Below are 26393 nucleotides of genomic sequence, written 5' to 3'. Positions count from 1 at the left end.
TCGATCGCGGTTTGGTGGTCGAGCGCGGTCGCCACGCCGCTCTGCTTGCCGCCGACGGGCGCTATGCGCAGATGTGGCGACGTCAGCAGGAAAGCGGCGATCTCAAGCTTCGGCTTGCCGAAACCCGGGAAAGACAAGGACAGTGAAGCCTGTCCGCGCCTCTGGTGCGGTTTTGATTGGGGCGGATCGGTTGGGGTGGTATACCCCTGATAAATGGGAGGAAATTATCAGATGAGTATCCGTCGCAAGCTGATTGCCGGCAACTGGAAGATGAATGGGTTGAAGGCTGGTTCTGCCGAACTGGCGAGTGCACTTGTCGCCAATTGGACTTCGGGGGCACCGCCCGCCTGTGACGTTTTGGTCTGCCCGCCCTTTCCGTTGATCGTGCCGGTCGCCGCTGCCTTAGCCGGGTCGGGTATTGCCGTCGGCGCGCAGGATTGTCACGCCAGGCCCGCCGGAGCTCATACCGGCGACGTCGCGGCGCCTTTGTTGGCCGATCTTGGCTGTGCGGCGGTGATCGTCGGCCATTCCGAGCGCCGCGCCGATCATGGCGAGACCGATGCGACGGTCAAGGCCAAGGCCGAAGCCGCCCTGGCCGCGGGCATGATCGCGATCGTCTGCGTCGGTGAAACGCTGGAGCAGCGCGAGGCGGGGCGGACCCTTGAGGTCAATACCAGCCAGTTGCGCGGTTCGTTGCCCGCCGGGGCGACCCCCGCCAATACCGTCATCGCCTATGAGCCGGTCTGGGCGATCGGGACCGGCCGGGTCGCCACTCCGGCCCAGGCTCAGGAAGTCCATGCCGTGCTGCGGGCCGAACTGGCCTCTTTGCTGGGTGTGGAGAGCGCGGCGGCGACCCGTATCCTCTATGGCGGTTCGATGAAGCCCGACAATGCCGCCGAACTTTTGTCGCTGCCCGATGTCGATGGCGGACTGATCGGTGGAGCCAGCCTGAAGGCGGCGGATTTCTGGGCAATCGTCACCGCGTGCTGAAAGGTGCTGGGGATAACTTTGCACTAGCCTTCCTTTGCGACCGGGTCTAAAAACGCCCGATGCAATTCATCCCCGACCGGGAGCAGTGTCCAAGCGGACCCGGCTTCCGGTCGGACGGATTCCCGGTGCAAATTCCCTGGTGGTCGATACATGGACTTTTTTCCGATCATTCTGGTCATCCACATCCTCCTCGCGCTCGCCCTGGTCGGGGTGATCCTGCTTCAGCGCAGCGAGGGGGGCGCGTTGGGTATTGGCGGTAACAGCGGCGGCGGGCTGATGTCCGGCCGCTCGGCTGGCAATCTGCTGACCCGGACCACCGCGATCATCGCTGCTCTGTTTTTCTCGACCAGCATGATCCTGGCTCTGATCGCCAGCCATCGCTCCGGCGAAGGGTCGCCTTTCGATAAGGTGCAGGTTCAGGCTCCGCTCGTTCCGGCGGCCCCCGCCGAACCTGCGGCTCCCAGCGCACCGCTGGCGCGCTGATCGTGGCTATGGTCCCGGGGCGCGTAAGTGCCCGCGGGGCCGTTCGATGTGTGAATCGCTTTCGGTCGGACCAATTCCGGCGTTCCCGTGGGAACGTATCGGCCGTAGAGGCCGTGGCTGGGGCGATTCTTGACTTGGGTAATGCGAGGACGGAAGGCCGATGACCCGTTTCATCTTCATCACCGGTGGCGTGGTCTCCTCGCTCGGCAAGGGACTGGCTTCGGCGGCGCTGGGTGCGCTGTTGCAGGCGCGTGGATTCAAGGTTCGGCTGCGTAAGCTCGATCCCTATCTCAACGTCGATCCCGGCACGATGAGCCCCTATCAGCATGGTGAAGTCTACGTCACCGACGACGGTGGCGAGACCGACCTTGATCTGGGCCATTACGAGCGTTTCACCGGGGTGGCGTCGCGCAAGAGCGACAACATCACCACCGGACGAATCTATTCCAACGTCATCGCGCGGGAACGTCGTGGCGATTATCTGGGCGCGACCGTCCAGGTGATTCCCCATGTCACCGACGCGATCAAGGAATTCATCCGCAGCGATCTCACCGACGAGGATTTCTGTCTGTGCGAGATCGGCGGTACGGTCGGCGACATCGAAAGCCTGCCGTTCCTTGAAGCGATCCGCCAGATGGCCAACGAACTGGGCCGGTCTCAGGTGATGTTCGTGCACCTGACCCTGGTGCCCTACATCCCGTCGGCGGGCGAGTTGAAGACCAAGCCGACCCAGCATTCGGTCAAGGAATTGCTGTCGGTCGGGATTCAGCCCGACATGCTGATGTGCCGGTGCGACCGGGAAATTCCGGAAAGCGAGCGGCGCAAGATTGCCCTGTTCTGTAACGTTCCCACCGACGCGGTGATTCCGGCGCTTGATGTCGATTCGATCTATCAGGTGCCGATCAGCTATCACCAGCAGGGGATGGACGATGTGGTTTGCCGCCATTTCGGCGTCGATGCCCCGCCGCCCGATCTGAAGCGGTGGAGCACCATCGCCGAACGGATTCGTCAGCCCGAGGGCGAGGTGACCATCGCCGTCGTCGGCAAGTATATCAGCCTGCTCGACAGCTATAAGTCGCTGGCCGAGGCCTTGTACCATGGCGGCATCGCCAACAATGTCCGGGTTCGCCTCAACTGGATCGACAGCCAGATTTTCGAGCGCGAGGACGTCGTCAGCCATCTCGAACCCTGTCACGGCATTCTGGTGCCGGGCGGCTTTGGCGAGCGCGGGTCCGAGGGCAAGGTCGAGGCGGTCCGCTTTGCCCGTGAACGCCGGGTGCCTTATTTCGGTATCTGCTTCGGGATGCAGATGGCGGTGATCGAGGTTGCCCGTCATCTTGCCGGGATGACCGAGGCCAGCTCGACTGAGTTTGGTCCCTGCGAGATGCCGGTGGTTGGTCTGATGACCGAGTGGACTCGTGGCAACAGCGTTGAAAAGCGCGATCATGGCGGCGATCTCGGCGGTTCGATGCGGCTGGGGGCCTATGAATGCCTGTTGAAGCCGGGCTCGCGGGTTCGTGAGATTTACGGTGCCGACCGGATCAGCGAACGCCACCGCCACCGCTACGAGGTCAACCTCGATTATCGCGCCGATCTCGAAAAGACCGGATTGTCGTTCAGCGGTCTCTCGCCCGATGGCATCCTGCCCGAAATCGTCGAACTGCCGGATCATCCCTGGTTTGTCGGCGTCCAGTTCCATCCTGAACTGAAGTCGAAGCCGTTCGATCCGCATCCGCTGTTCACCAGCTTCATCGCTGCGGCGGTGCGGCAATCGCGTCTGGTTTAGCAAAGGGGTTGGGGCGCATGACCTGCCACCACGTTGCCGTCACGCCCTCCATCGTCTTCGGCAACGATCTGCCGCTGGTCCTGATTGCCGGGCCGTGTCAGATCGAAAGCCGGGACCACGCGATCGAGTGCGCCGAGGCGTTGAAAGAGATCGCCGCCGCCGCCGGGATTGGCCTTGTCTACAAATCCTCGTTCGACAAGGCCAACCGGACCAGCCTGGCCGGGCAACGCGGCATTGGGCTGGACAAGGCACTGCCGATCTTCGCCGAGATTCGCGGTCGCCTCGGTCTGCCGGTTCTGACCGACGTTCATACCGAGGAGCAAGTCCGCGCCGTCGCACCGGCGGTTGATGTGCTCCAGATTCCGGCGTTTCTGTGCCGCCAGACCGATCTTTTGATTGCCGCCGGTCGTTCCGGTGCGGTGGTCAATGTCAAGAAGGGCCAGTTTCTGGCTCCCTGGGACATGGCCAACGTCGCGGCCAAGATCGAAAGCACCGGCAATTCTCGGATCATGTTGACCGAACGGGGAGTCTCGTTCGGCTACAACACCCTGGTCACCGACATGCGGGCCTTGCCGATCATGGGCCGCACCGGTTGGCCGGTGATCATGGACGCGACCCACGCCGTCCAGGCTCCGGGCGGGCAGGGCGGATCCTCCGGCGGGGACCGTCGCTTTGCTCCGGTCCTGGCCCGTGCCGCCGTCGCCGTCGGAATCGCCGGTCTGTTTATCGAAACCCATCCGGACCCTGATCGGGCCCCTTCGGACGGCCCGAACATGATCCCGTTGTCGGCGATGCCCGCGCTGATCGAGATGTTGATGATGCTCGACGCCACGGCCAAGTGCCACCCGCTTTCCATCGATTAAATCCGCAAGGGGGAGAGGTCAAATGACCGCCATTGTCGATATTCATGCCCGTGAAATTCTCGATTCTCGTGGTAACCCGACTGTCGAAGTCGACGTCGTTCTCGAATCCGGCATCCTCGGCCGTGCCGCGGTGCCGTCGGGAGCCTCGACCGGGGTTCACGAAGCGGTCGAATTGCGTGACGGCGACAAGTCGCGTTATCTCGGCAAGGGTGTGCAGAAGGCGGTCGAGTCGGTCAACGGCGAGATCTATGACGCCCTGGCTGGTATGGATGTCGAAGAGCAGCTCCTGCTCGACAACACCATGATCGATCTCGACGGGACCCCCAACAAGGCTCGTTTGGGTGCCAACGCGATCCTCGGTGTGTCGCTGGCCGCCGCCAAGGCTGCCGCCGACGAATCCGGCCTGCCGCTTTACCGCTATGTCGGCGGCGCGTTCGCCTCGACCCTGCCGGTGCCGATGATGAACATCATCAATGGCGGTGCCCATGCCGACAACGCGATCGACATTCAGGAATTCATGATCATGCCGGTGGGGGCTTCCAGCGCCGCCGAATCGATCCGGATCGGTTCCGAGGTGTTCCACGCCCTGAAGAAGACCCTGAAGAAGGCCGGTCACAACACCAATGTCGGTGACGAAGGCGGCTTCGCTCCGAACCTGAAGAGCGCCGAGCAGGCCCTTGATTTCATTATGAGCGCGATCGAAGCCGCCGGGTTCAAGGCGGGCGAGGACGTGATGCTGGCGCTCGATGCCGCTTCGTCCGAGTTCTACAAGGACGGCGCTTATGTGATGGAAGGCGCCAAGAAGACCTATGATCAGAAGGGTCTGGTCAAGTTCTACAGCAAGCTGGTCAATTCCTATCCGATCATCTCGATCGAAGATGGCTGCGCCGAGGACGATCTTGAAGGATGGGCGCTGCTGACCGAAGCCCTGGGCGAGAAGGTTCAGCTGGTCGGTGACGATCTGTTCGTTACCAACCCCGAGCGTCTCGCGATGGGTATCGAGAAGGGCCTGGCCAACTCGATCCTGATCAAGGTCAACCAGATCGGCACCCTGTCCGAGACCCTGGAAGCGGTCGAACTGGCTCATAAGGCGGGCTATACCGCCGTCATGAGCCATCGTTCGGGCGAAACCGAGGATTCGACCATCGCTGATCTCGCCGTTGCCACCAATTGCGGCCAGATCAAGACCGGCTCGCTCTCGCGTTCCGACCGTATCGCCAAGTACAACCAGCTGATCCGTATCGAGGAACAGCTGGGGACCGCGGCCCGCTTCGCCGGAACGGCGATCCGTCGCCGTTGATCCCAAAAGAATAAGGCCGCAGAGGACCCCCTTTTCGGCCTTATTCCCTCTGGGTTAGGGTAAAGCCCCCGCGCCAATTCCATGTTGCGGGGGCCCATTCCCCTCCTTATGATGCGGTTTCCCTGGCGAATGACGCCTCCCGTATGGGTCGCGCCGCCGTCCCTTCCCCCCAACCGGGACACATTCAACGCCGATGCTCGACGTTTTTCGCAAATTCTCGAAGACCTGGGTGGTCAGGCTCCTGTTCGCCCTGCTGGCTCTCAGTTTCGTGGTCTGGGGGGTTGGTGACGTTGTTCGCGGCGGCGCTAGCCGTGGCCCCGCGATCGAGGTCGGCCACACCGCCGTTTCGGCGACCGAGGTTCAATCCGAGTTCAAACGCGAGATCGAGCGGCTTCAGCCGCTGTTCGGTGGCAAGCTGACCGCCGAAGAGGCGCGCAAGCTTGGGATCATGGACCGCACCATCGATACCGTGATCACCCGCTCGCTGATCGACGAAGCCGGGCGCGGTCTGGGTCTGGTCGCGGTGGACGAGGTGATCTTGCGCCGGGTGACCGCCAATCCCGCCTTCCGTGGCCCGACCGGCCAGTTCGACCGCGAACAGTTCCGGTCGCGGCTGTCGCGTGCCGGGATGAGCGAGGAGATGTTCCTCCGCGCCGAACGCGGCAATATGATTCGTAACCAGATGGCCGAATCGCTGGCGAGTGGCATTCAGGCTCCGCTGTTGATGGCTGATCCGCTGCTGCGGTGGCGCGAAGAACGCCGCGTCGCCGAGACCATTCAGGTCGCCGATGACAGCGTTCCGTTGCCTGCCGCGCCCGATGCGGCGACGCTGGATTCCTATTACAGCGCCAATGCCAATCGGTTCATGGCCCCGGAATTCCGCGCTCTGACCGTTCTGTTGTTGCGCCCCAGCGATATCGCTGCCGGCATCGACATTGACGAGACGATGGTGCGCGAATCCTATCAGCAGCGCGCCGAGGAGTTTTCGACCCCCGAGCGCCGTCAGGTTTCTCAGATCGTGATTGACGGTCAGTCCGATGTCGCCCGTGCCTATGAATTGCAAGGGCAGGGCAAGGATTTGCCGACGATCGCCAAGGCTTTGGGCCGTGACATCATCGACCTTGGCTTGGTCGAGCGTCGCGACCTTCCCGAAGGTCTGGCCGATGCGGTGTTCCGTCTTGAGTCCGGCACCACCGGCCAGCCGGTGAAGACCGCGCTGGGATGGCATGTCGTTCGGGTCGGTGCGGTCCAGCCCGGCCGAGTTCAGCCTTTCGCCGATGTCCGCGTCAAGGTCGAGCAGGATTTGCGTCGCGAGAAGTCGCTTGACGGCCTTTCCGAACTGTCGAACAAGGTCGAGGATGCGCTGGGCGGTGGAGCCACCCTGGAAGAGGCGGCGGCCCGCTTCTCGCTGAAGGTTGCCAAGATCGCTGCGGTCGATGCTCAGGGCCGTGGTCCCAACGGCAAGCCGGTCGCGGATCTGCCTAAATCCGACCAATTCCTTGATGTGAGCTTCCATACCGATCTCGGCACCGAAAGCCCGCTGACCGAAGTGCCGGAGAATGGCTATTTCCTGGTCCGGGTCGATCAGGTGACTCCGCCGGCGCCGCGTCCGCTTGCCGACATCAAGGCCGACGTGATTGCCCGCTGGCAGGCCGAACGTCGCCATGAGGCCGCTCACGACAAGGCCCAGCGTCTGGTTGAACGCCTGAAGGCCGGTGAGAGCATCGCCGCCGTGGCCCAGTCCGCCAGCCTGCGGGTCGAAAAGACCAAGCCGTTCCCGCGTGAAAATGCCGAGGGGGCGACCCTTCCCCCCGCTCTGGTCACCGGTTTGTTCGGGATCAAGCCGGGTGAGGTTGTCACCGGCGATCTTCCCGGTGCGACTTTGGTGGCTCGCCTCGCCGAGGTAATTCCCTTCACCGCCGATCCCTCTTCCCCGGTCGTCGAATCCGGTCGCCGCCGTGTCTCGCAAGGTGTCGCCAACGATATCGCCGACCAATTCATCGCCGCCTTGAATGCTTCGATTGGCGTCAAGGTGGATAAACAGCAACTCAGCAACGAAGAGTAATCATGACGCTCCAACCCGCCTTTTCCGCCTTCGCCCAGACCTATAATTCCGGTCGGCCGCAGGTAGTCTGGCGGGTCTTGGTCGCTGATCTCGAAACACCGGTTTCCGCCTTCCTCAAGCTCGCCAACGGCCAGCCCAATTCTTTTCTGCTGGAATCCGTCGAAGGCGGCGCGATCAAGGGTCGCTATTCGATCCTGGGAATGAAACCGGATTTGCTGTGGCGCTGTGAGGGCAATCGCGCCTGGATCAACCGTAATGTCCGTTCGGGCCAGGAGGGCTTTGTCCCCTGTCCCGTCGCCGAACAATCAGGGGCGCTCGACAGTTTGCGGGCGCTGGTCGCGGAAAGTCGAATCGACATTCCGCCCCACCTGCCGCCGATGTCGGCCGGTCTGATCGGCTATATGAGTTATGACATGGTGCGGTTGGTCGAGCGTCTGCCCGATACCAATCCCGATCCGATCGGCATTCCCGATGGTATCTATATGCGTCCGTCGATCATGGCGGTGTTCGATAACGTCAACGGCACCTTGACGGCGGTGGCTCCGGTGTGGCCGCGCCCCGGCGTCGATGCCCAGGCCGCCTGGGACCTTGCCTGTGAGCGCCTCTCGAACGTGGTCGAGGCGCTCGAGCGTCCGCTGCCGCTGGCCTATACCGTTGGCGGCCGCGACGATCATCAGCCGATCCCCGAGCCGCGCATCACCCCCGACCAATATTGCCGGATGGTCGAGAAGGCGAAGGAATACATTGCCGCCGGTGACATCTTCCAGGTGGTGTTGTCGCAGCGTCTGGCGGTTCCGTTCCATCTGCCGCCGTTCTCGCTGTATCGCTCGCTGCGTCGGCTCAATCCCAGCCCGTTCCTGTTCTTCCTCAATTTCGGCGATTTTCAGTTGGTCGGCTCCAGCCCGGAAATCCTGGTTCGTCTCCGGGACGGCAAGGTCACTATCCGTCCGCTGGCCGGAACCCGTCGGCGCGGGGCCAGCCCGGCCGAGGATGAGGCGCTGGCCGCCGACCTGCTGGCCGATCCCAAGGAACTGGCCGAGCATCTGATGTTGCTCGATCTGGGACGGAACGATGTTGGCCGCGTCGCCTCGATCGGCTCGGTCACCGTCACCCGCAAGATGGTGGTCGAATATTATTCGCACGTGATGCACATCGTCTCCAATGTCGAGGGGACGCTGCGCGACGGATGCGATGCGATGGATGCCCTGATGGCCGGCTTCCCCGCCGGGACCACCTCAGGCGCGCCGAAGATTCGGGCGATGTCGATTATCGACGAACTGGAAAGCGAGCGGCGCTCGTTTTATGCCGGAACGATCGGCTATTTCGACTGCAATGGGAATATGGATACCTGTATCGCCCTGCGCACCACCCTGATCAAGGATGGCACGATGTACGTCCAGGCCGGGGCAGGAATCGTGGCGGATTCAGTGCCGCTGACCGAGCACGAGGAATGCATGAACAAGGCCCGGGCGCTGGTCCGCGCTGCCGAGGACGCCTACGACTACACCCAGTCGCGGTAGGCGGTTCGCTTCGTTTTGAGCGGCGATGGGGCAACACACCTCGTCGCCGCTTTTTTTATGTTCACTCATCGTTCACTCTGGATCGCGCTGGCCGTCCAGGCCGGGATGGCCTTGGCCCTGATGCGTCAGAATCAGACTGGAGGACATTACCTGTCCTGCTCTCGCCAGTAGGAGGAGGCGAGGGGAGAAACACGCCCGCACGGGCTCAGCGCCAGCGCCGATTATATGAGAAGGAAGAAGAGGGGCTAGAAATGGCGAAGGCCTCAAGGTTTCCCTTGAGGCCTTCATGGTGGGCGGTACTGGGATTGAACCAGTGACCCCTACGATGTCAACGTAGTGCTCTCCCGCTGAGCTAACCGCCCGTCTACAAGAATTTCACTCTACCGAGCTGCGACCTTGTGTTCCGCTTATTTACCTTACCCTTCGATCATTTGCAAGCGTTTTTGCTTTGCTTTTTTCGTCGGGTTACTTCGACTTCTTTTAACCAACCCGTTGCCGGGGTCGCTTTCTTACTCGACCTTTTCTTCTGATGCAACGAAAAAATTCGAAGCGGAAGATGCAGTCACGGGTCCGTTCGGAGCCGCCCCGGTGGGCGCCGGGGGAGGTTCTTTTAGCGTCGTTCCCGCCGCTTTGCAAGTGCTTCTGTACCCTTTGTTCGTTTGTGAAGGATGGAATGTTAACAGGAGGTATGACAGGCGGCCCGCGACCTGATAAACAAGATGGACGAGGCCATGGATACCAACACCATCCCTTTCGCCGTCACCGACGACGATGTTCTCAAGGTTCTGGCGCCAGAGCGTCAGACCGTACCGTTGATCTTCTCCTCCCCGCATTCCGGGCGAGGCTACCCTGACGCATTCGTCGCTGAATCCCGGCTTGATCCGCGCGCGCTGCGCCGGTCCGAGGACAGTTTTATCGACGAACTCTATCAAGGGGCGGTAGAGCGGGGGGCGCCTCTGTTGTGCGCGCTGTTTCCCCGTGCGTATTGCGATGTCAACCGCGAGCCGTGCGAGCTTGATCCGGCGATGTTCACCGGCGCGTTGCCTCAGAACGCCAATACCCGCTCTCCCCGCGTGCTGGCGGGCCTGGGGACGATTCCCCGGGTCGTGGCCAGCGGATCGGAAATCTATGCCGGTAAAATTCCGGTCGCCGAGGCCGAGCGCCGGATTGCGGCGTGCTATCATCCCTATCACCGTCGCCTCAAACATCTGGTGGACACCACCCGCGCCGCATTTGGCTGGTCGTTGCTGGTCGATTGCCACTCGATGCCGTCGGTGGGGGGGCCGATGGACCGGGATTCCGGTCTGTCCCGGGTCGATGTGGTGCTGGGCGATTGTTATGGGGAATCGTGTGCTCCCGAGATCACCCGCACCGCCGAACTGGCCTTTCAGGCCCGGGGATATCGGGTGGTGCGCAACACGCCCTATGCCGGTGGCTATGTGACCCGCGCTTATGGTCGGCCGCGTCAGGCCAGTCATGCCCTTCAGATCGAACTGAACCGGGCGCTGTATATGAATGAGGCCGAGCATCAGCATGGCCCCGGATTCGAACAGGTCCGCGCCGATATCGACCGGGTGGTCGAGGCGTTGGCCGCTCTTGCCGCCGAAGGAAAGCCGTTATGAGCCCTCCCTCTTCTCCGCTGCCGGTGACGATCCGCGATGCCACCGAAGAGGATATGGCCGCGATTCAGTCAATCTATTCCTTTTACGTCACCCGCACCGCCGCGTCGTTCGAGGAGGTGGTGCCCGATGTCGAAGAGATGAAGAACCGACGCCGCTTTGTGTTATCGCGCGGGCTGCCCTATCTGGTCGCGGAGGAACATGGTGAGGTTCTGGGCTATACCTATGCTGGACCGTTTCGTCCCCGCTCGGCCTATCGCTTTACCGTCGAGGATTCGATCTATGTCGCTCCCTTCGTGGTGCGGCGCGGGATCGGCGGCACCTTGCTTTCGGCATTGATTGATCGCTGCACGCAGCTTGGTTACCGTCAGATGATCGCGGTAATCGGTGATTCCGGCAATCATGGCTCGATCGCGGTACATCGCTCACGCGGGTTCGGGCAGGAAGGGGTGTTGCGCGGGGTCGGCCTGAAATTCGGCCGCTGGATCGACGCGGTGATCATGCACCGGGTTCTTGATGGCGATGACCGGCCTTTGCCCGACGGCAGCGTTGCGCCGCCGCTGCCGCCCTCGTGCTTCCACGACCAGGATATGCCGTAAAGGCCGTCCGCAGGCCGTTAGGGAGCGGCGGGCATCGTAAAGGTGAAGGTTGATCCGCTGCCCTGCACCGACGTCACTGTGATGGTCCCGCCCATCCGCTCGGCGCTTTTCTTGCAGATCGCCAGCCCGATTCCGGTGCCTCCGCCGAAATCCTCGCGGCCATGCAGGCGCTGGAACATCCGGAAAATTCGCTCGAATTGGTTTTCGGGAATACCGATACCATTGTCGGCGACGGAGACGGCGATCAGCTCCCCGTCTCTGCGGCACGAGATCGATATCGCTGGCTTGCGATCGGCCGGGCAATATTTGATCGCGTTGGCGATCAGGTTCTGAAGGACGCGGAGACAATCGTCTTCGTCGGTCTCGGCGATCAGATCGCAGCCGGACATCGAAACCGTGGTGCCGGATTCCTCGATCGCAACCTTGAGGTTGAACAGAGTCCGCTCGATCGCGCTGTCGACCTGGAACCGTTTCTGGCGGCGAGAGCCCCGACCAATCCGGGAGTAATCCAGCAGATCAAGGATCAGATTATCCATCCGCCGTGCCCCATCGACGGCGAAGGCGATGTATTCCTTGGTGTTCTCGTCGATTTCCGTCCCGATCCGCCGCTGGATCATCCCCAGATAAGAGGTGACCATCCTGAGTGGCTCACGCAGATCGTGACTGGCGACATAAGCGAATTGTTCGAGTTCGGCGTTGATCTCCAACAGGCGACGCTCGTTCTCTTTGCGGTCGCTGATATCGCTGAACACGGCAACGTGGTTGCACAGGCGTCCTTCGCTGTCGACAACATGGCTGATCGTCAGCCAGGCCGGAAACGACTTCCCGTCCTTGCGGCGGTTCCACACTTCACCGCGCCAGATTCCAGACGAATTCAACTCGTTCCACATGGTGCGATAGAAGGCGGTATCGTGGCGACTGGAAACGAAGACCCTCGGGGTGCGGCCAATGACGTCCTCGGCCAAATAGCCGGTGGTTTCGGTGAAGGCGCGGTTGACCGAGACAATGCGTTCCTGCGCATCGGTGATGACAATGCCTTCGCCGCTATTTTCGAACACGCTAGCGGCCAGACGGAGGTTTTCCTCGATCTGTTTACGCTCGGTGATGTTGATATGGCTAACGACGGCGCCGCCAATTCCGCCCTCGACTGGGGCAACACTCATCAGGAACCAGCGGAATTCGCGCGGCGAGTGGCAGGGATATTCCCAATTGAAAGCCTGGGCTTCGCCATGCAGAACTGCCTGGACACCCCGCGCGACCGCGGTGCCATCCGAGGAGGTGGTGCAGGCCTCGAGGTAATTGTTCCCCACGCCAATGAGGTCGGGGCGTCCCCCGTTTTCGGCGGCAAAGCGGGCCCAAGCAGCATTGATGAGCTGGATAGTTCCGGTCGAATCAATCACCGCCACCTGATGCGGCAACGAGTTGATATAGACCTGAAGCCGCCGTTCCGCCGCCGTCAGCCGGGTGACATCGACGAAGGTCAGCACGGCCCCAGCCAGAGCGGACCGCCCGGTGCGATAGGGACGCATCCGCACCATCATCACCAGTCCGCCGGTACAGAGGGCTTCATGTTCGACCGGCGGTCCCCCGGCCAGGACCGAGCGGAGATCGTCGTCAAAGGTGGGGTAGTCGAGATGGAGCTTTAGATCGAATATCCGTTTGCCGATATCGGCTTCGCTCATCGCGATCGACAGTGCGGCGATCGGGGTGAATCGGCGGATACGTCCGGTCAGGTCAAGGAAGATGGTGCCGATATCGGTCGCGGCGATCAGATTGTCGAGGTCGTCATTGAGACGGGTCAATTCCTCGACCTTCGCCGTCAACTCTTCATTGACGGCGTGGAGTTCTTCGTTTACCGCGTGCAACTCTTCATTGAGAGATTGCAGGCCCTCGTTGGTGATTTGCAGGTCGTCACTCGGGGTCGGCATTGCTGTCTTCCCCCTCCTTGATCCCGGAACGGATAAAAGCTCGTCCCGAGCCTGTACATTACTCGTTCGGACAGAAGGTTCAAGGGGAGGAAAGCGTCAAAGGCGTCTTGAATTCTGATGCGAATTCAAGACGCCCCTTTAAAAGGGGATGAGAGAACCCCTTTCTGACTTTATACGTGTGTCGGTCTAGCGCAGGCTTTCGCAGAAACGCTTGATCCGCTCACACGCCTTGGTCAAAGCCTCGGTCGAGGTGGCATAGGAAATCCGGAAATGCGGCTCCAGACCGAAGGCCGCGCCCTGAACCACGGCGACCCCCTCGGCTTCCAGCAGTTCGGAAACGAACTCGCTGTCATTGCCGATCACCTTGCCCGACGGAGCGGTCTTGCCGATCACGCCCGCACAGGACGGGTAGACATAGAACGCACCTTCGGGAGTGCGACAGGTGATGCCCGGGCACTGGTTGAGCAGGCCGACCACCAAATCGCGCCGCGCCTTGAAGATCTCGGCGTTCTTCGGGATGAAGTCCTGCGGACCGTTCAGGGCTTCAACCGCCGCCGCCTGACTGATCGACGCGGTGTGGCTGACCGACTGCGACTGGATCATGTTGATCGCCTTGATCAGCGGCAACGGACCGGCGGCATAGCCGACGCGCCAGCCGGTCATCGCATAGGCCTTCGACACACCATTCATCGTCAGGGTGCGGTCTTTCAGCTTCGGCTCGACCTGGACCGGGGTGGTGAACTTGAAGCCGTCATAGATCAGGTGTTCATACATGTCGTCCGACATGATCCACACATGAGGATGACGCAGCAGAACGTCGGTCAGCGCTTTCAATTCCGCTTCGGAATAGGCCGCGCCGGTCGGGTTGGACGGCGAGTTCAGCACCAGCCACTTGGTCTTGGGCGTGATCGCCCGTTCGAGGTCGGCAGGCTGGAGCTTGAAGCCGTGCGCTTCGGTGCAGGAAACAAACACCGGCACACCGCCGAACATCAACGCGATGTCGGGATAGCTGACCCAATAGGGGGCAGGGATGATCACTTCATCGCCGGGATTGATGGTGGCCATGAAGGCGTTGAAAATAACGCCCTTGCCACCCACGCCGACGGTGATCTGGTCCGGGGTGTAGTCGAGACCGTTCTCGCGCTTGAACTTGGCGGCAATCGCCTGACGCAGGTCGAGAGTCCCGGCCGGCGGGGTATATTTGGTCTTCCCGGCGGCCATCGCGGCGGCGGCGGCGGCCTTGATGTGCTCGGGAGTGTCGAAATCGGGTTCGCCCGCACCCAGGCCGATGACGTCACGGCCTGCGGCTTTCAACTCGGCGGCCTTCTGAGTGACCGCGATGGTCGGAGACGGCTTGATAGCGGACAGCCGGTCAGCAATGAACGACATGGACTTGGCCTCGGATATTAGGGAAACGCGGGGGGCGAAAGTACGCCGCTAATCGGCGGCAAGCAAGCGCAAGCATGCCTGAAGATCGCATGGCGCAGAGCAATATCGGTCGGAAACCCCCGTTCCGCGTCGGCGGAACGGGGGGAAACGATGTTAGAACGCGAGGGCCTTGGCCTGAACCACCTGCGGAAGGGCGCGAACCTTTTCCAGCAGATCGGGGGCCACCGGCTGATCGACCTGGGTCAACAGGATCGCATCGCCTCCCGGCGCGGCGCGGCCGAGATGGAAGGTCGCGATGTTGACGCCGTTCTGTCCCAGCAACGAGCCCAGGGCGCCGATGAAGCCCGGCTTGTCCTGGTTGGTGACGTAGAGCATGTAGGGGCCGAGTTCGGCTTCGATCGAAATCCCCTTGATCTCGACCAGACGCGGCTTGTCGCCGCCGAACAGGGTGCCCGCAACCGAACGCTCGCGCTGATCGGTGGTGACGGTAACGCGGATCAGGGTGTGGTAATCGCCGACGCTGTCGGTCTTGACCGTCGACACCTTGATGTTGCGGTCCTTGGCCACCACCGGAGCGTTGACCATGTTGACCGTCTCGTTCATCGGCTTCAACAGCCCTTCGAGCACGATCGCGGTCAGCGGCTTGGTGTTGAGGGTGGCGACGTGGCCGATATACTCGATCTTGACGTCGCGGATGCCGGTCTCGGTCAACTGCCCGGCGAAGCTGCCCAACTGGTTGGCCAGCGTCATGTAGGGACGCAGTTTCGGCGCATCTTCGGCCGAAACCGAGGGGATGTTGAGTGCGTTGGTGACCGCGCCGGTCAGCAGATAATCGGCCATCTGCTCGGCGACCTGGAGAGCAACGTTCTCCTGCGCTTCCGAGGTCGAGGCACCGAGATGCGGGGTGCAGACCACCTTGTCGTTGCCGAACAGCTGGTTTTCCTTGGCCGGCTCGACCTTGAACACGTCAAGGGCAGCCCCGGCGACATGGCCGGACTCGATCGCCGCCTTCAGATCGTCTTCGACGATCAGACCGCCGCGCGCACAGTTGATGATGCGCACGCCCTTCTTCATCTTCGCAATCGCCTTGGCGTCGATGATGTTGCGGGTGGCTTCGGTCAGCGGAGTGTGCAGGGTGATGAAGTCGGCGCGCGGGAACAATTCGTCCAGCTCGACCTTTTCGACGTTCAGTTCCTTGGCCCGCTCGGCCGACAGGAACGGATCATAGGCGATCACTCGCATCCGCAGTCCCTGGGCGCGGTCGGCGACGATCGCGCCGATATTGCCGCAGCCGACGATGCCCAGCACCTTGCCGGTCAGCTCGACGCCCATGAACTTCGACTTTTCCCACTTGCCCGCATGGGTGCTGGCATTGGCCTGGGGGATGTCGCGGGCCAGAGAGAACATCATCGCAATGGCATGTTCGGCGGTGGTGATCGAATTGCCGAACGGGGTGTTCATCACCACGATGCCACGCGCGGTGGCGGCGGGAACATCGACATTGTCGACGCCGATTCCGGCTCGGCCCACCACTTTCAGATTGGCGGCGACGGCGAGAACCTCGGCGGTGACCTTGGTGTTGGAACGAATGGCGAGGCCGTCATACTGGCCGATCACAGCCTTCAACTCGTCGGGCGACAGGCTGGTGTTGACGTCGACCTCGATGCCGCGATCCTTGAAAATCTGGATGGCGGCGGGGCTCAGCTTGTCGCTGATCAGAACTTTGGGCATGGATGTTCCCCCGATGGAAAGCGGACGCCGCTCCGAGCGAAGCGGCGTCCGTCACTGTCTTTTTAGGCGGCCTTGGGTTCGAACTCGGCCTTGACCTGAGCGAAGGCCCAGTCGAGCCAAGGCAGCAGGGCCTTGACGTCGGCGGTTTCGACCGTCGCGCCCCCCCAGACGCGCAGGCCGGACGGAGCGTCGCGATAGGCGCCGATGTCGAAGGCGACCCCTTCCTTATCCAGGATCGAGACGATCTTCTTCGCCGCCGCAGCCTGATCTTCGGCCGAAAGCTTGGCGAAGAACGGGGCCTTGATCGCGATACAGATCGAGGTGCACGACCGCACCTTGGGATCGGTCGCCAGATTGGCAGCCCAATCCGAGGCGTCGAGCCAAGCCTGCACCACCGCCAGATTGGCCTCGGAACGGGCGATCAGGGTCTTCAGGCCACCGATCGATTCCGCCCATTTCAGGGCATCGATCTGGTCTTCGACCGCGATCATCGAGGGCGTATTGATCGTTTCGCCCTTGAAGATGCCTTCGCTCAGCTTGCCGCCGGACGTCAGACGGAAGACCTTGGGCAACGGCCACGCCGGCTTGTAGGTCAGCAATCGTTCAACCGCACGCGGGCTGAGGACCAGCATGCCGTGCGCGCCTTCGCCGCCCAGCACCTTCTGCCACGACCAGGTGACGACATCGAGCTTGTCCCAGGGCAGGTCCATCGCAAACACTGCACTGGTGGCGTCACAGATGGTCAGACCGGCCCGGTCGGACTTGATCCAGTCGCCGTTGGGAACCCGGGCGCCGGCGGTGGTGCCGTTCCAGGTGAACACAACGTCACGGTCGAAATCGACCTGGGACAGATCGGGCAGTTCGCCGTATCCGGCACGCAGGAGGCGGGTGTCGGCCAGCTTCAGCTGCTTGGTGATGTCGGTGATCCAGCCTTCGCCGAAGCTTTCCCAGGCCAAGGCATCGACGCCGCGCGCCCCCAGCAGAGACCACAGCGCCATCTCGACCGCGCCGGTGTCGGACGCGGGGACGATGCCGATGCGGTAATCAGCGGGAATGCCGAGAACGGCGCGGGTGCGGTCGATCACCTCTTCCAGCCGCGCCTTGCCGATCTTGGCACGGTGAGAACGGCCGACCGGGGTGTTCGCCAGAGCCTCAACCGTCCAACCAGGACGCTTGGCACAGGGACCGGAAGAAAAATTAGGATTGTTCGGCCGGACGTCCGGCCGCGGAAAATCGGTCATAAGATGTAACCCTCCCTCGCAGAAGGGACGCGGCCCGGTGGGGGGCCGTGGCCCGCGCGAAGTTTATGTGGGTCGGGGGAAGGCCGTCAATGTCACATTTTTGTCCCATCCCAAAGGGATGTGACCCGTGCCCCAGACGGTCAGATGTCAGATCAGGAACAGGCTGTCCAAGGCGCGGAACAGGTCGTCGCCAAACGAAGGGCCCTTGAACAGCACCGGGACGCGCTTGGGCAGGTGTTTCAGTGAATCGTCATCGGGATCGAGGCTGGTAATCACCGCAAGCGGGATATTGCGGGTCGAGGGCATCGCCGATAGACCGACCGCCAGATCAATTCCTTCCAGCGCAGGCATCATCGCCGAGATGATCACCAGATCAGGCTTGGTTTGCACCACCACCGGAAAGGCCTGGAGCGAATCCGGCACGATCGAAACCCGATAGCCGCATTGCTGGAGCTCACGCTCGACATAGCGGGTCTGGGTGCCGTGCGGCATTACCAGGAGAACTTCGACCGCGCGGATTTCGATGTCGGCTAGGTTGAACCCCAGTTTGGGCGGCAAGGTCCGTACCAAGGCGGCGGGATCGCCCTGGTTGGCTCCGGCTCGTCCCTCCACCAGTTTCAGCATCAGGTCGAAATATCCATCGAGATCGTCCCACAGCCGAGGCGGGGCAACGGCGGGAGCGTTAGCCAGGTATTCTTCCATCCGATGGGCGACGGCCGACAGGCGATGCATCGCGAAATTGGCGGCCTGACCGCGAAAGGTGACGGCGGCACGGCGGCATTCGGTGATGATGGGGCCAAGTTCGGCGCGACCGTGGCGGGCGGCATCCAACGCGACATCAAGTTCGCGCAGCGTTTCCGCCACTTCATCGACGAATTCGAGACGAAGCTGCTCGATGACCTCTGTCGGCCCGCTCCCCGATTCCGCCATGCTTCGGCACGCCTCGTTTCCAGTGTGATCGTGATCGAACCGCAGTGTAGTCACCGCCGCAGACCGTGACCATCGCTTTCGTACATGCCCCGCAGCGACGGGATGGGAGCACCTTGCCGATGTTGCGTAGCGAGCCCGCTTCGGCGAAACTGCAGAAACGGAGAAAAGTGTTTAAAGTCCGTTCCTGGCGGGATGGCTTTCGCGAAGTGGATCGGCACTTGCCTTTAGATCAGCCCATCGCCCGAATCGCCCATACGGAGATTCTCAGTTGCACCCCCGATACTTCTGTCCGCGACGCGGCCAGACGGATGTCGGTTGCCCGGTGTAGCTCGATTCTGGTGGTCGAATCCGGTCGGCCGGTCGGGATTTGGACCGAGCACGATTCACTGGCGATCGATCTTACCGATGCTACCGCGCTGGACCGCCCGATCTCGGCGGTGATGAGTGCCCCGATTAAGACCATCCACCAGCGGGCGACAATTGGCGATGCTGGAATCCTCTTCCGGCTCGAAGGGGTCCGCCATCTGGTGGTGATCGACGATTCGGGTCGCGCCACCGGCATTGTCAGCCAGACCGATGTGATCATGCGTCATGGGGTCGAGCATTTTCTGTTGCTGCGGACCGTGGGGTCGGCGTTGCGTCGGCCGATGCTGGTCCTGCCCGCGACTCTCAGTCCGGCTGCGGCGGCGGCCCGTCTTAACGAGGCGCGGGCCGATTCGGCGATTGTCGACGGCGGTGCGGCCGGTCCCGGAATCATCACCGAGCGCGATATCGTTCGCCTGATCGGTGGAACGGTCCAACCTCCGGCAACGATCGACACCATTGCCAGCCGTCCCCTGGTCACCATCAGCGGGACGGACACGCTGTTGGCGGCACGGACCCTGCTGGAGGCGCGCGGCATCCGCCATGTCGGCGTTACTGGGGACGACGGCCATCTCACCGGCGTGCTGTCGTTTGCCGATATCCTGGCAACCTTGCATTACGAATATGTTCATCGCCTGCATGAGGCGCTGATCGAGCGTGATGAGGCTTTGTTGCGGACCAGGCGCGATCTGGGTATCGCCCGGAAAGTGATCGATGCCTCGATGGACGGGGTGATGATTGTCAATGCTTCGTTTCAGGTCGAGTTCGTCAATCCCGCGTTTACCTATCTGACCGGCTATTCCCCCGAAGAGATCATTGGCCAGAACCCAAGGATGCTGAGATCTGGGCGTCAGGATGAGGCGTTTTATCGCGATTTTTATGATTCCTTGTCTCGCTTCGATCATTGGCAGGGCGAGATATGGAACCGGCGCAAGAATGGTGAACTCTATCCCGAATGGTTGACGGTCAATGTCATCCGTGACGAAGACGGCGACATCACCCAATATGCTGCGAATTTCAGCGATATCAGTGAGCGCAAGCGCACCGAGGAGCGGATCAAGAATCTGGCATATTTCGATGTGCTGACCGGTTTGCCTAACCGCAGGCTGTTCACCGACCGGCTCCAACTCGCTTTGGCCAATGCCGGGCGCCACGGACATGTTCTTGCGGTGATGTTCCTCGACCTCGATCTGTTCAAGCGGATTAACGATTCACTTGGGCATGGTGTCGGCGATCAAGTTCTGATTGAGACGGCGAACCGGCTTAGTCGCTGCCTGCGGGAAGGGGATTCGGTGGCACGGTTGGGAGGGGACGAGTTCACCATCCTGCTCCCTCAGATCGAGCAGGTCGAAGCGGCGGCCAGACTCGCCGAAAGATTGTTGTCTCAGATCAAGCAGCCGATCATCGTCGACGATCACGAACTGTATGTCACTGCCTCGATCGGGATCGCCGTCTTTCCCGATAACGGCCCCGGGGTCGAGGCGTTGATCAAGAATGCCGACACCGCAATGTATCGGGCGAAGGATTTGGGCCGCAACGGTTTCCAGCTCTATTCCCCGGCAATGAATGCCCGCTCGTTCGAGCGACTGAGCATGGAATCCGCGTTGCGCCACGCGGTGATCCGCAATGAGTTTCGTCTGGTTTATCAGGTGAAGGTCGATCTGGTCAGCGGGCGGATGTCCGGGGTCGAAGCGCTGATCCGCTGGCACCATCCCGAGATGGGGTTGATCCCCCCCACCGATTTCATTCCTTTGGCCGAAAATATGGGGGTGATTTCCGAGATCGGTGAATGGGTGCTACGCGAAGCCTGCCGCCAATGCCGCCACTGGCTCGACCTTGGATTGCCTCCGGTGCGGATCGCCGTCAACGTTTCAGCTCTGCAATTCCACGAAACCGATATTCCCGGTGTCGTTGGCCGTGCCTTGTGCGACGCGGCCCTGCCGCCGCAATTTCTCGAACTGGAACTGACCGAATCCGTCTTGATGCAGCGGGTCGAAGAGGTGGCAGAGGTGTTGCGCGACCTCAGGACGATGGGGGTGCGGATTTCCATCGACGATTTCGGGACGGGGTATTCAAGCCTTAGTTATCTGAAGAAGATGCCAATCGACGCGCTGAAGGTCGACCGCTCGTTCATTCACGACATCTTCAACGAAACCGGCTGCGTTGCTGAAGAGGGCGCTTCGATTGTCTCGACCATCATCAATCTGGCCCACAATCTGCGGCTTAAGGCTATTGCCGAAGGGGTCGAGACTGTGGCCCAGGCCGACTTTCTTCGCGCTCGCGGCTGCGACGAAGTCCAGGGATTCCTGATCAGTCGCCCAGTCTCCGGCGAGGATCTGATCAGTCTGTTCGACCGCAATCTTCTCCCCGCCGGAACCGAGATCTAAGAAACGCGTAAGCCGGTCAGACCGGCTTACGCTCGGGCGGTAACCGCGATGCCGCCAGCGCGATCACCAGCGCCGCCATTGCCAGAATCAGGAAGACCAGATCGAAATTGCCGGTGGTGCCCCGGATCAGCGACACCATCGGTACCCCCAGACCCGATACGCCGAAGCCCAAGACGAACTTCAGGCCAAGGGTGGTGCCGCGCCAACCCGGCGGACTATAGCGCGATAACAATAGGTTCTCGGCCGGAATGGCCGCCATGTTGAAGGCGACGGCCAGGGTTGCGACCACCAGCAGCCCCAGCCCCGAGGCATAGGTCAGACCGAGCAGCAGCGGGATTTGGAACAGCGCCGCCGCAACATAGATGCGTCGAGGCGACAGGCGGTCAGCCAGATGACCGGCCAGGATTTGGGTCAGACCAGCCAACAGATAGACCACGGTTACGCCGCCCGCCGCCGCCAGAATGCTGGTATCGCCCAACCGCTCCTCGAACAGCTTGGGCAGGATCGGCTGAATCGACTGATAGATCAGTCCGGCGCACAACATCGTCACCGATAGCACCAGACCAGCGCGCACGGTATCGCCGCGACTGGGCGGAGGCTCAGGCTTGCGATCGACCTTGGCCTCGATCACCACGCCACGGGCCAGGAGGATCAGGAAGGCGATCCCGGTCGCGACAACCACCAGTCCGGGGACGATAAAAGCGGCGCGCCAGCCCCACAGGGCGATCAGAAAGCCAGCCGATATCCCGGCCAGAGCCGGGCCAACGCCGCCAAACACGCCATTGATGCCGATGGCCTTGCCTTTGTCGATCGCGTTGCTCAACAGCCAGGAGATGCCGACCGGGTGGTAGATCGAACCGAACAGACCGGTCAGGCCAAGGGCTACCGCTAGACTCCAGGGTCCCGGGGCCAGACCCGCCGCCACTGCCGAGCCGCCCAGGCCAAGGAAGTAAACGGCCATCATCCCGACGGTGCTCCAACGGTCGCCCAGCCATCCGGCCAGCGGAGCCAACAGCCCATAGAGCAGCTTTCCGGCAATGATAAGGGTCAGCACTTCTTCGTACGACATCCCAAACTCACCCGGCAGCACCAGGGCGACGATGAAGAAAATCGGCTCGAAGATGTGAGAATAGGCATGACCGGCACACGAGAAAGCCAGCGAAGCCCGCGCCGAGGCGGGGGTAACCGTGGGGGGCGACGCTGATGCCATGGTCGAAACCTCCTGAAATGAATCGGGCGGCACTGTGCACTCTGTCCTGGATCAACGCAACTTTGGCTGATGGCTAACTCGACCTTGACCGTTTTGTCTCGCCGGGAAGACGGGGTGCATGACCGAAGCGGGATATGCGATAAGTCAATGCAATAGCACGGCCGGTATAGGGGGGTGGTTGGCCTTGCATCCATGGCGGGTTTAACCCAAAGTATCAACCAGCCTCCCGAAATTGCTTTGCGGCCATTTTCCGATGTCCATGTCGACCGTCGTCATCATCAGCCTTGCCGCTGCCGTGATCTTGATTATTGGCGGCGGGTTGGTGATGTATATGGCTAATCTCGTCAAAAATGCTTACGAGTTGAAGGTGCAGATCGCTTCGGACGTCGATACCCGTCTGGGCAAGATGGCCGAGGATCTCGACAAGAAAAGTCGCTGGATCAAACGCGACCTGATCGAGGAAATCGAGAAGATCAAGGTCGCACTGGAAACGGAAAATTTCCGTAAATTCGAGGCTCTAGCACTTCCTCTCAACAATTCGGTTGAATCTTTTGACGCCCAGATCAAGCGGGATCGGGGGGAATGGACCGCCGCGATCGAGCGTGACCGTATTCTGATCGCTCAACTCGACGATCAAATCGAAAGTCTGCGCGCCGAGATGAAACGGGGGACTTCGTCGCCCGAGATACCTTCATCGTCGCAATCCGCCGAGCCGGTTCCCGAGGCGGGCATTGTTGGCGGTCCGGCTGCGGCAGCCGGCTCCGCTGCGCCAGTTCCGCCGAAGCGAGCCGATCCGCGCACGATGAGCCAGTTTCTTCCCGATCTTGGCCGCAAGAGGTAATCCGACCGCTCTCGTCAAGGGGCCGTGATGCCCACTAAGGTGAAAGACGATACTCCATGGCCCATCAGCATCTTGGTGAATTCGGTGACTTTTCCCTGTCCGTGCTGGTGACCAGTCCGCCATGGTACGAGAATTGTTATCTGGTGACGCATCGGCCCAGTGGGGCCTTGGCCGTGGTCGATCCGGGCGGGGACGGGGCCAGACTGCGTGAAGCCGTTGCGACGATTGGCGCAACCCCCGCCATGATCCTGCTGACCCATGGCCACCCGGACCATCTCGGCGCCGCGGCGGAGATCGAGACTGCGTTCAACATCCCCACCCGCGCCCATGTCGACGAGAGCCCGGTGATCGCCGCTGCCAGCGACCTGAACCGGGCCTTCACCGGACAACCTCAGATCGGCCCGGCCAGGCTTGAAACCTTCAGCGGCGAGCCGGTCGAACATCTGGGCGGGGCCGAGATTCGGGTGATCCAGACCCCAGGCCACAGTCCGGGCGGCGTCTGCTACGATTTCGGGCCGTTCGTGCTGACTGGGGACACCCTGTTTCGCGGTGGGGTTGGGCGGACCGATCTGCCCGGCGGCAGCGAGCGGAAATTATGGGACTCGATCGACCGTTTGCTGGGAATGGTGGGCGACGATGCCACGCTGTATAGCGGTCACGGACCGGCCTGGACGGTTGCCGAGGCGCGGCGGTGGTGGGCGATGGCCGGGTAACAGGGGCGGGGACAGTCCCACCCCTGCCGGATTGATCAGATCCCGCCCATGCACAGATATTTGGTTTCCACGAATTCCTCGATCCCGTATTTCGAGCCTTCACGACCCAATCCGGATTCCTTCATCCCTCCGAACGGGGCTACTTCGGTCGAAATGCTGCCGTCATTGATGCCGACGATGCCGTATTCCAGCGCCCGCGACACCCGCCAGACCCGGCCGATATCGCGGGAATAGAAATAGGCGGCAAGGCCGAACTCGGTATCGTTGGCGAGTTGCACCGCCTCGTCTTCGGTCGAGAAGCGAAACAGCGGCGCGACCGGGCCGAAAATCTCTTCCCGCGCCGGCAGCATGTCCTTGGTCACGTCGGTCAGGATCGTTGGTTCGAAGAAGGTGCCGCCCAACGCATGGCGATGACCGCCCAGGGCTACCCGCGCCCCCTTGGTGACCGAATCCGCGATATGGCGCTCGACCTTGGCAACCGCCTCTTCGTTGATCAGCGGCCCTTGCAGGCTGGTGGTGGTGAGGCCGGGACCGACGGTCAGCTTGGCTGCCGCCTCGGTCAGCTTGGCGGCGAACGCGTCATAGATGCCGTCCTGGATCAACAGGCGGTTGGCGCAGACGCAGGTCTGTCCGGCATTGCGGAATTTCGAGGCGATCGCCCCCGCTACCGCCGCGTCGAGGTCGGCATCGTCAAAGACGATAAACGGGGCGTTTCCGCCTAGTTCCAGGCTGAGCTTCTTCACCGTTCCGGCGCTTTGCCGCATCAGCAGTTTGCCGATCTCGGTCGAGCCGGTGAAGCTGAGCGCCCGCACCACCGGGCTCGAGGTCATTTCGGCTCCGACCGCTGCCGGATCTCCGGCGGTGATGACGTTGAAGACGCCAGCCGGAAAACCCGCACGCTCGGCCAGTTCCGCCAATGCCAGTGCCGACAGCGGTGTATCCTCGGCCGGCTTGATCACGATGGTGCAGCCTGCCGCCAGCGCCGGAGCGCATTTGCGGGTGATCATCGCGCTTGGGAAGTTCCATGGCGTGATTGCGGCGACGACGCCCACCGCTTCCTTGGTGACGATGATCCGCTTGCCGTGGGCATGTTCGGGGATCACGTCACCATAAATTCGTTTGGCTTCTTCGGCGAACCATTCGACGAAGGTCGCACCATAGCCGACCTCGCCCCTGGCTTCGGCCAGCGGCTTGCCTTGCTCGGCCGTTAACAACCGTGCCAGATCCTCTTGTGCCGCCAGCAAAAGGTCGTACCATCGCCGCAAAATCTGCGACCGCTCCTTGGCGGTTTTGGCTTTCCAGGTGGGCAGGGCGCGTTCGGCGGCGGCGATGGCGCGGCGGGTTTCGGCGGCACCCATTGCCGGGACGAACGCCAGATGGCTGCCATCGGCGGGATTGGTCACGGCGAACGTCGCGCCGGACTCGGCATCGCTCCAGGCTCCATCGATATAAGCCTGGGTGCGCAGCAGGGTCGGATCGGCAAGAACAAGCATGGCTATGTCCGGGGTCGTTTGGGGGAGGATCAGGGTATACCTGTCGGTCAGACCCCGCCACGGAATGCTATCGTTACGACGTGGCTTTCCGGTCGAGATCGAGCAGTTTGAACGTCTCGTTTTCGAGTTCGGCCAAAGCCGTGATTTTTTCCAGCACGCCACTCAGGACGTGATCTTCAAGGCCAGGGGTGTCAATCGCATCCATCGCCACCAGAGTGGTGTGAAGTTCGCCGTAGGATTGCTCCAGCCGCCTGGCCAACCCCAGACGATACATCCCCGATGTCAGGGTATCGTCCGCCTGGCGGTCGATATAGGCCAGCCGCGCTGCGATCTTTTTCAGATGAAGCTGAACCCAGCGTCCCCGCACCTCCTTCAGCATTGCCTCGAAATGGGTGCGGAAGGCAGGATCGGCGGATTGATTGACTTCGGAAATGGCGAGTGAAATCAAGTTACTGAGGCGCGATGTTGCATCTTCCAACTCGATTGCCAGCAGGTCGGAGACGGCGGGAGGCAGGCCGGGAAGGGAGAGGTGATGGCGAAAGCGCTCCATATCCTCCGCCACGGCACGCGCAGACAGAAGAATGTGTATTGCCCTGCTTTCGACCCGTTCCGAAGACCGCATCCCCTCCGGCTCTCCCTGTCGGCCCGGATGGGTCCGATTATAGGTAAGCCGGATCGTCCGGTACAGACGATAAGGACGCTCGGCTGCTGTCAACCTTGGCATTGACGGCGGCCGAGTCCTCTCGCACTGTTATGGTCAGGTTTTGCAGAACGGTGCGGCGATGGTTGACGACCCCGGCACGGAAGAGACGGGCGGCCGCGAAGCCGAGGCACTGTCTTTGCTCGACCTTCTGTTCGATCGCTATGAATCCCCGGACGAGGGTGCCCAGGATACCGCCTTTGCTGCGGCACAATCACTGTGTCATGCCGTTTGGGGAGGCT

The 26393-nt window shown here is 61.7% G+C and carries 20 protein-coding genes and 1 tRNA gene; 12 read left to right on the top strand and 9 right to left on the bottom strand.

Annotated features, from left to right (window positions below):
• Nucleotides 1-231: 231 nt before the first annotated feature.
• The 7 genes from tpiA (at nucleotide 232) to trpE (ending at nucleotide 9007) form a co-directional block, all read left to right on the top strand.
• Nucleotides 232-990: a triose-phosphate isomerase gene (gene tpiA / locus K678_RS12585; protein WP_021132841.1), complete on the top strand. Its 759-nt coding sequence runs from the start codon at nucleotides 232-234 to the stop codon at nucleotides 988-990.
• A gap of 150 nt (nucleotides 991-1140) precedes the next feature.
• Nucleotides 1141-1473 (top strand): preprotein translocase subunit SecG, encoded by a 333-nt coding sequence (secG, locus tag K678_RS12580; RefSeq protein ID WP_021132840.1) that lies wholly within the window; start codon nucleotides 1141-1143, stop codon nucleotides 1471-1473.
• Between the two features lie 160 nt (nucleotides 1474-1633).
• Entirely contained in the window at nucleotides 1634-3259 is a 1626-nt protein-coding gene (locus K678_RS12575) for a CTP synthase (RefSeq protein ID WP_021132839.1), read from the top strand.
• 17 nt (nucleotides 3260-3276) lie between these two features.
• Entirely contained in the window at nucleotides 3277-4122 is an 846-nt protein-coding gene (gene kdsA / locus K678_RS12570) for a 3-deoxy-8-phosphooctulonate synthase (protein ID WP_021132838.1), read from the top strand.
• Between the two features lie 22 nt (nucleotides 4123-4144).
• On the top strand, nucleotides 4145-5422 hold the full coding sequence (gene eno / locus K678_RS12565; RefSeq protein WP_021132837.1) for a phosphopyruvate hydratase: 1278 nt from the start codon (nucleotides 4145-4147) through the stop codon (nucleotides 5420-5422).
• A 193-nt stretch (nucleotides 5423-5615) separates the two neighbouring features.
• The gene (locus K678_RS12560; RefSeq protein ID WP_021132836.1) at nucleotides 5616-7487 is read left to right on the top strand and encodes a peptidyl-prolyl cis-trans isomerase; all 1872 of its coding nucleotides are present in this window, start codon (nucleotides 5616-5618) and stop codon (nucleotides 7485-7487) included.
• A gap of 2 nt (nucleotides 7488-7489) precedes the next feature.
• Complete coding sequence (gene trpE / locus K678_RS12555) at nucleotides 7490-9007, top strand: anthranilate synthase component I (protein WP_021132835.1); 1518 nt, start codon at nucleotides 7490-7492, stop codon at nucleotides 9005-9007.
• A gap of 287 nt (nucleotides 9008-9294) precedes the next feature.
• On the opposite strand, the gene K678_RS12550 is transcribed toward trpE, so the two are convergent.
• Nucleotides 9295-9369, bottom strand: a tRNA-Val gene (locus K678_RS12550).
• 369 nt (nucleotides 9370-9738) lie between these two features.
• Between K678_RS12550 and K678_RS12545 the strand changes: the two genes are divergently transcribed.
• Both K678_RS12545 and K678_RS12540 read left to right on the top strand, forming a co-directional pair.
• On the top strand, nucleotides 9739-10629 hold the full coding sequence (locus K678_RS12545) for an N-formylglutamate amidohydrolase (protein WP_039853071.1): 891 nt from the start codon (nucleotides 9739-9741) through the stop codon (nucleotides 10627-10629).
• Nucleotides 10626-11225, top strand: a complete 600-nt coding sequence (locus tag K678_RS12540; protein ID WP_021132833.1) for a GNAT family N-acetyltransferase — start codon at nucleotides 10626-10628, stop codon at nucleotides 11223-11225. The genes K678_RS12545 and K678_RS12540 overlap by 4 nt, the downstream gene beginning before the upstream one ends.
• Before the next feature lie 17 nt (nucleotides 11226-11242).
• Here the strand turns inward: K678_RS12540 and K678_RS17855 are convergent, their stop codons facing one another.
• The 5 genes from K678_RS17855 to K678_RS12515 all read right to left on the bottom strand — a co-directional run bounded on the left by K678_RS17855 (nucleotide 11243) and on the right by K678_RS12515 (nucleotide 18444).
• Entirely contained in the window at nucleotides 11243-13153 is a 1911-nt protein-coding gene (locus K678_RS17855; RefSeq protein WP_021132832.1) for a PAS domain S-box protein, read from the bottom strand.
• 186 nt (nucleotides 13154-13339) lie between these two features.
• Nucleotides 13340-14542, bottom strand: a complete 1203-nt coding sequence (locus tag K678_RS12530; protein ID WP_021132831.1) for a pyridoxal phosphate-dependent aminotransferase — start codon at nucleotides 14540-14542, stop codon at nucleotides 13340-13342.
• 153 nt (nucleotides 14543-14695) lie between these two features.
• On the bottom strand, nucleotides 14696-16273 hold the full coding sequence (gene serA, locus K678_RS12525) for a phosphoglycerate dehydrogenase (RefSeq protein ID WP_021132830.1): 1578 nt from the start codon (nucleotides 16271-16273) through the stop codon (nucleotides 14696-14698).
• Between the two features lie 62 nt (nucleotides 16274-16335).
• Entirely contained in the window at nucleotides 16336-17514 is a 1179-nt protein-coding gene (locus tag K678_RS12520) for a phosphoserine transaminase (protein ID WP_021132829.1), read from the bottom strand.
• A gap of 147 nt (nucleotides 17515-17661) precedes the next feature.
• The gene (locus tag K678_RS12515; protein ID WP_021132828.1) at nucleotides 17662-18444 is read right to left on the bottom strand and encodes an Hpt domain-containing protein; all 783 of its coding nucleotides are present in this window, start codon (nucleotides 18442-18444) and stop codon (nucleotides 17662-17664) included.
• Nucleotides 18445-18563: 119 nt separating this feature from the next.
• Here K678_RS12515 and K678_RS12510 point away from each other — a divergent pair, with 119 nt between their 5' ends.
• Nucleotides 18564-21194, top strand: coding sequence for an EAL domain-containing protein (locus K678_RS12510; RefSeq protein WP_081673267.1), 2631 nt, complete (start codon nucleotides 18564-18566; stop codon nucleotides 21192-21194).
• Between the two features lie 16 nt (nucleotides 21195-21210).
• On the opposite strand, the gene K678_RS12505 is transcribed toward K678_RS12510, so the two are convergent.
• Entirely contained in the window at nucleotides 21211-22404 is a 1194-nt protein-coding gene (locus tag K678_RS12505; protein ID WP_021132826.1) for an MFS transporter, read from the bottom strand.
• A gap of 253 nt (nucleotides 22405-22657) precedes the next feature.
• Between K678_RS12505 and K678_RS12500 the strand changes: the two genes are divergently transcribed.
• Nucleotides 22658-23245 carry a hypothetical protein gene (locus tag K678_RS12500; RefSeq protein WP_051185926.1) on the top strand — a complete coding sequence of 196 codons (588 nt, stop codon included), beginning with the start codon at nucleotides 22658-22660 and terminating at the stop codon, nucleotides 23243-23245.
• A 56-nt stretch (nucleotides 23246-23301) separates the two neighbouring features.
• Complete coding sequence (locus K678_RS12495) at nucleotides 23302-23958, top strand: MBL fold metallo-hydrolase (protein WP_021132824.1); 657 nt, start codon at nucleotides 23302-23304, stop codon at nucleotides 23956-23958.
• Between the two features lie 35 nt (nucleotides 23959-23993).
• Here the strand turns inward: K678_RS12495 and K678_RS12490 are convergent, their stop codons facing one another.
• Both K678_RS12490 and K678_RS12485 read right to left on the bottom strand, forming a co-directional pair.
• Nucleotides 23994-25451 (bottom strand): NAD-dependent succinate-semialdehyde dehydrogenase, encoded by a 1458-nt coding sequence (locus K678_RS12490; protein ID WP_021132823.1) that lies wholly within the window; start codon nucleotides 25449-25451, stop codon nucleotides 23994-23996.
• A gap of 73 nt (nucleotides 25452-25524) precedes the next feature.
• Nucleotides 25525-26001 (bottom strand): hypothetical protein, encoded by a 477-nt coding sequence (locus K678_RS12485; RefSeq protein ID WP_021132822.1) that lies wholly within the window; start codon nucleotides 25999-26001, stop codon nucleotides 25525-25527.
• Between the last annotated feature and the right edge of the window lie 392 nt (nucleotides 26002-26393).

The organism is Magnetospirillum fulvum MGU-K5 (assembly GCF_000442515.1).
Taxonomy (GTDB): Bacteria; Pseudomonadota; Alphaproteobacteria; order Rhodospirillales; family Magnetospirillaceae; genus Phaeospirillum; species Phaeospirillum fulvum_B.
This window is presented reverse-complemented; position numbering and strand designations above follow the sequence as displayed.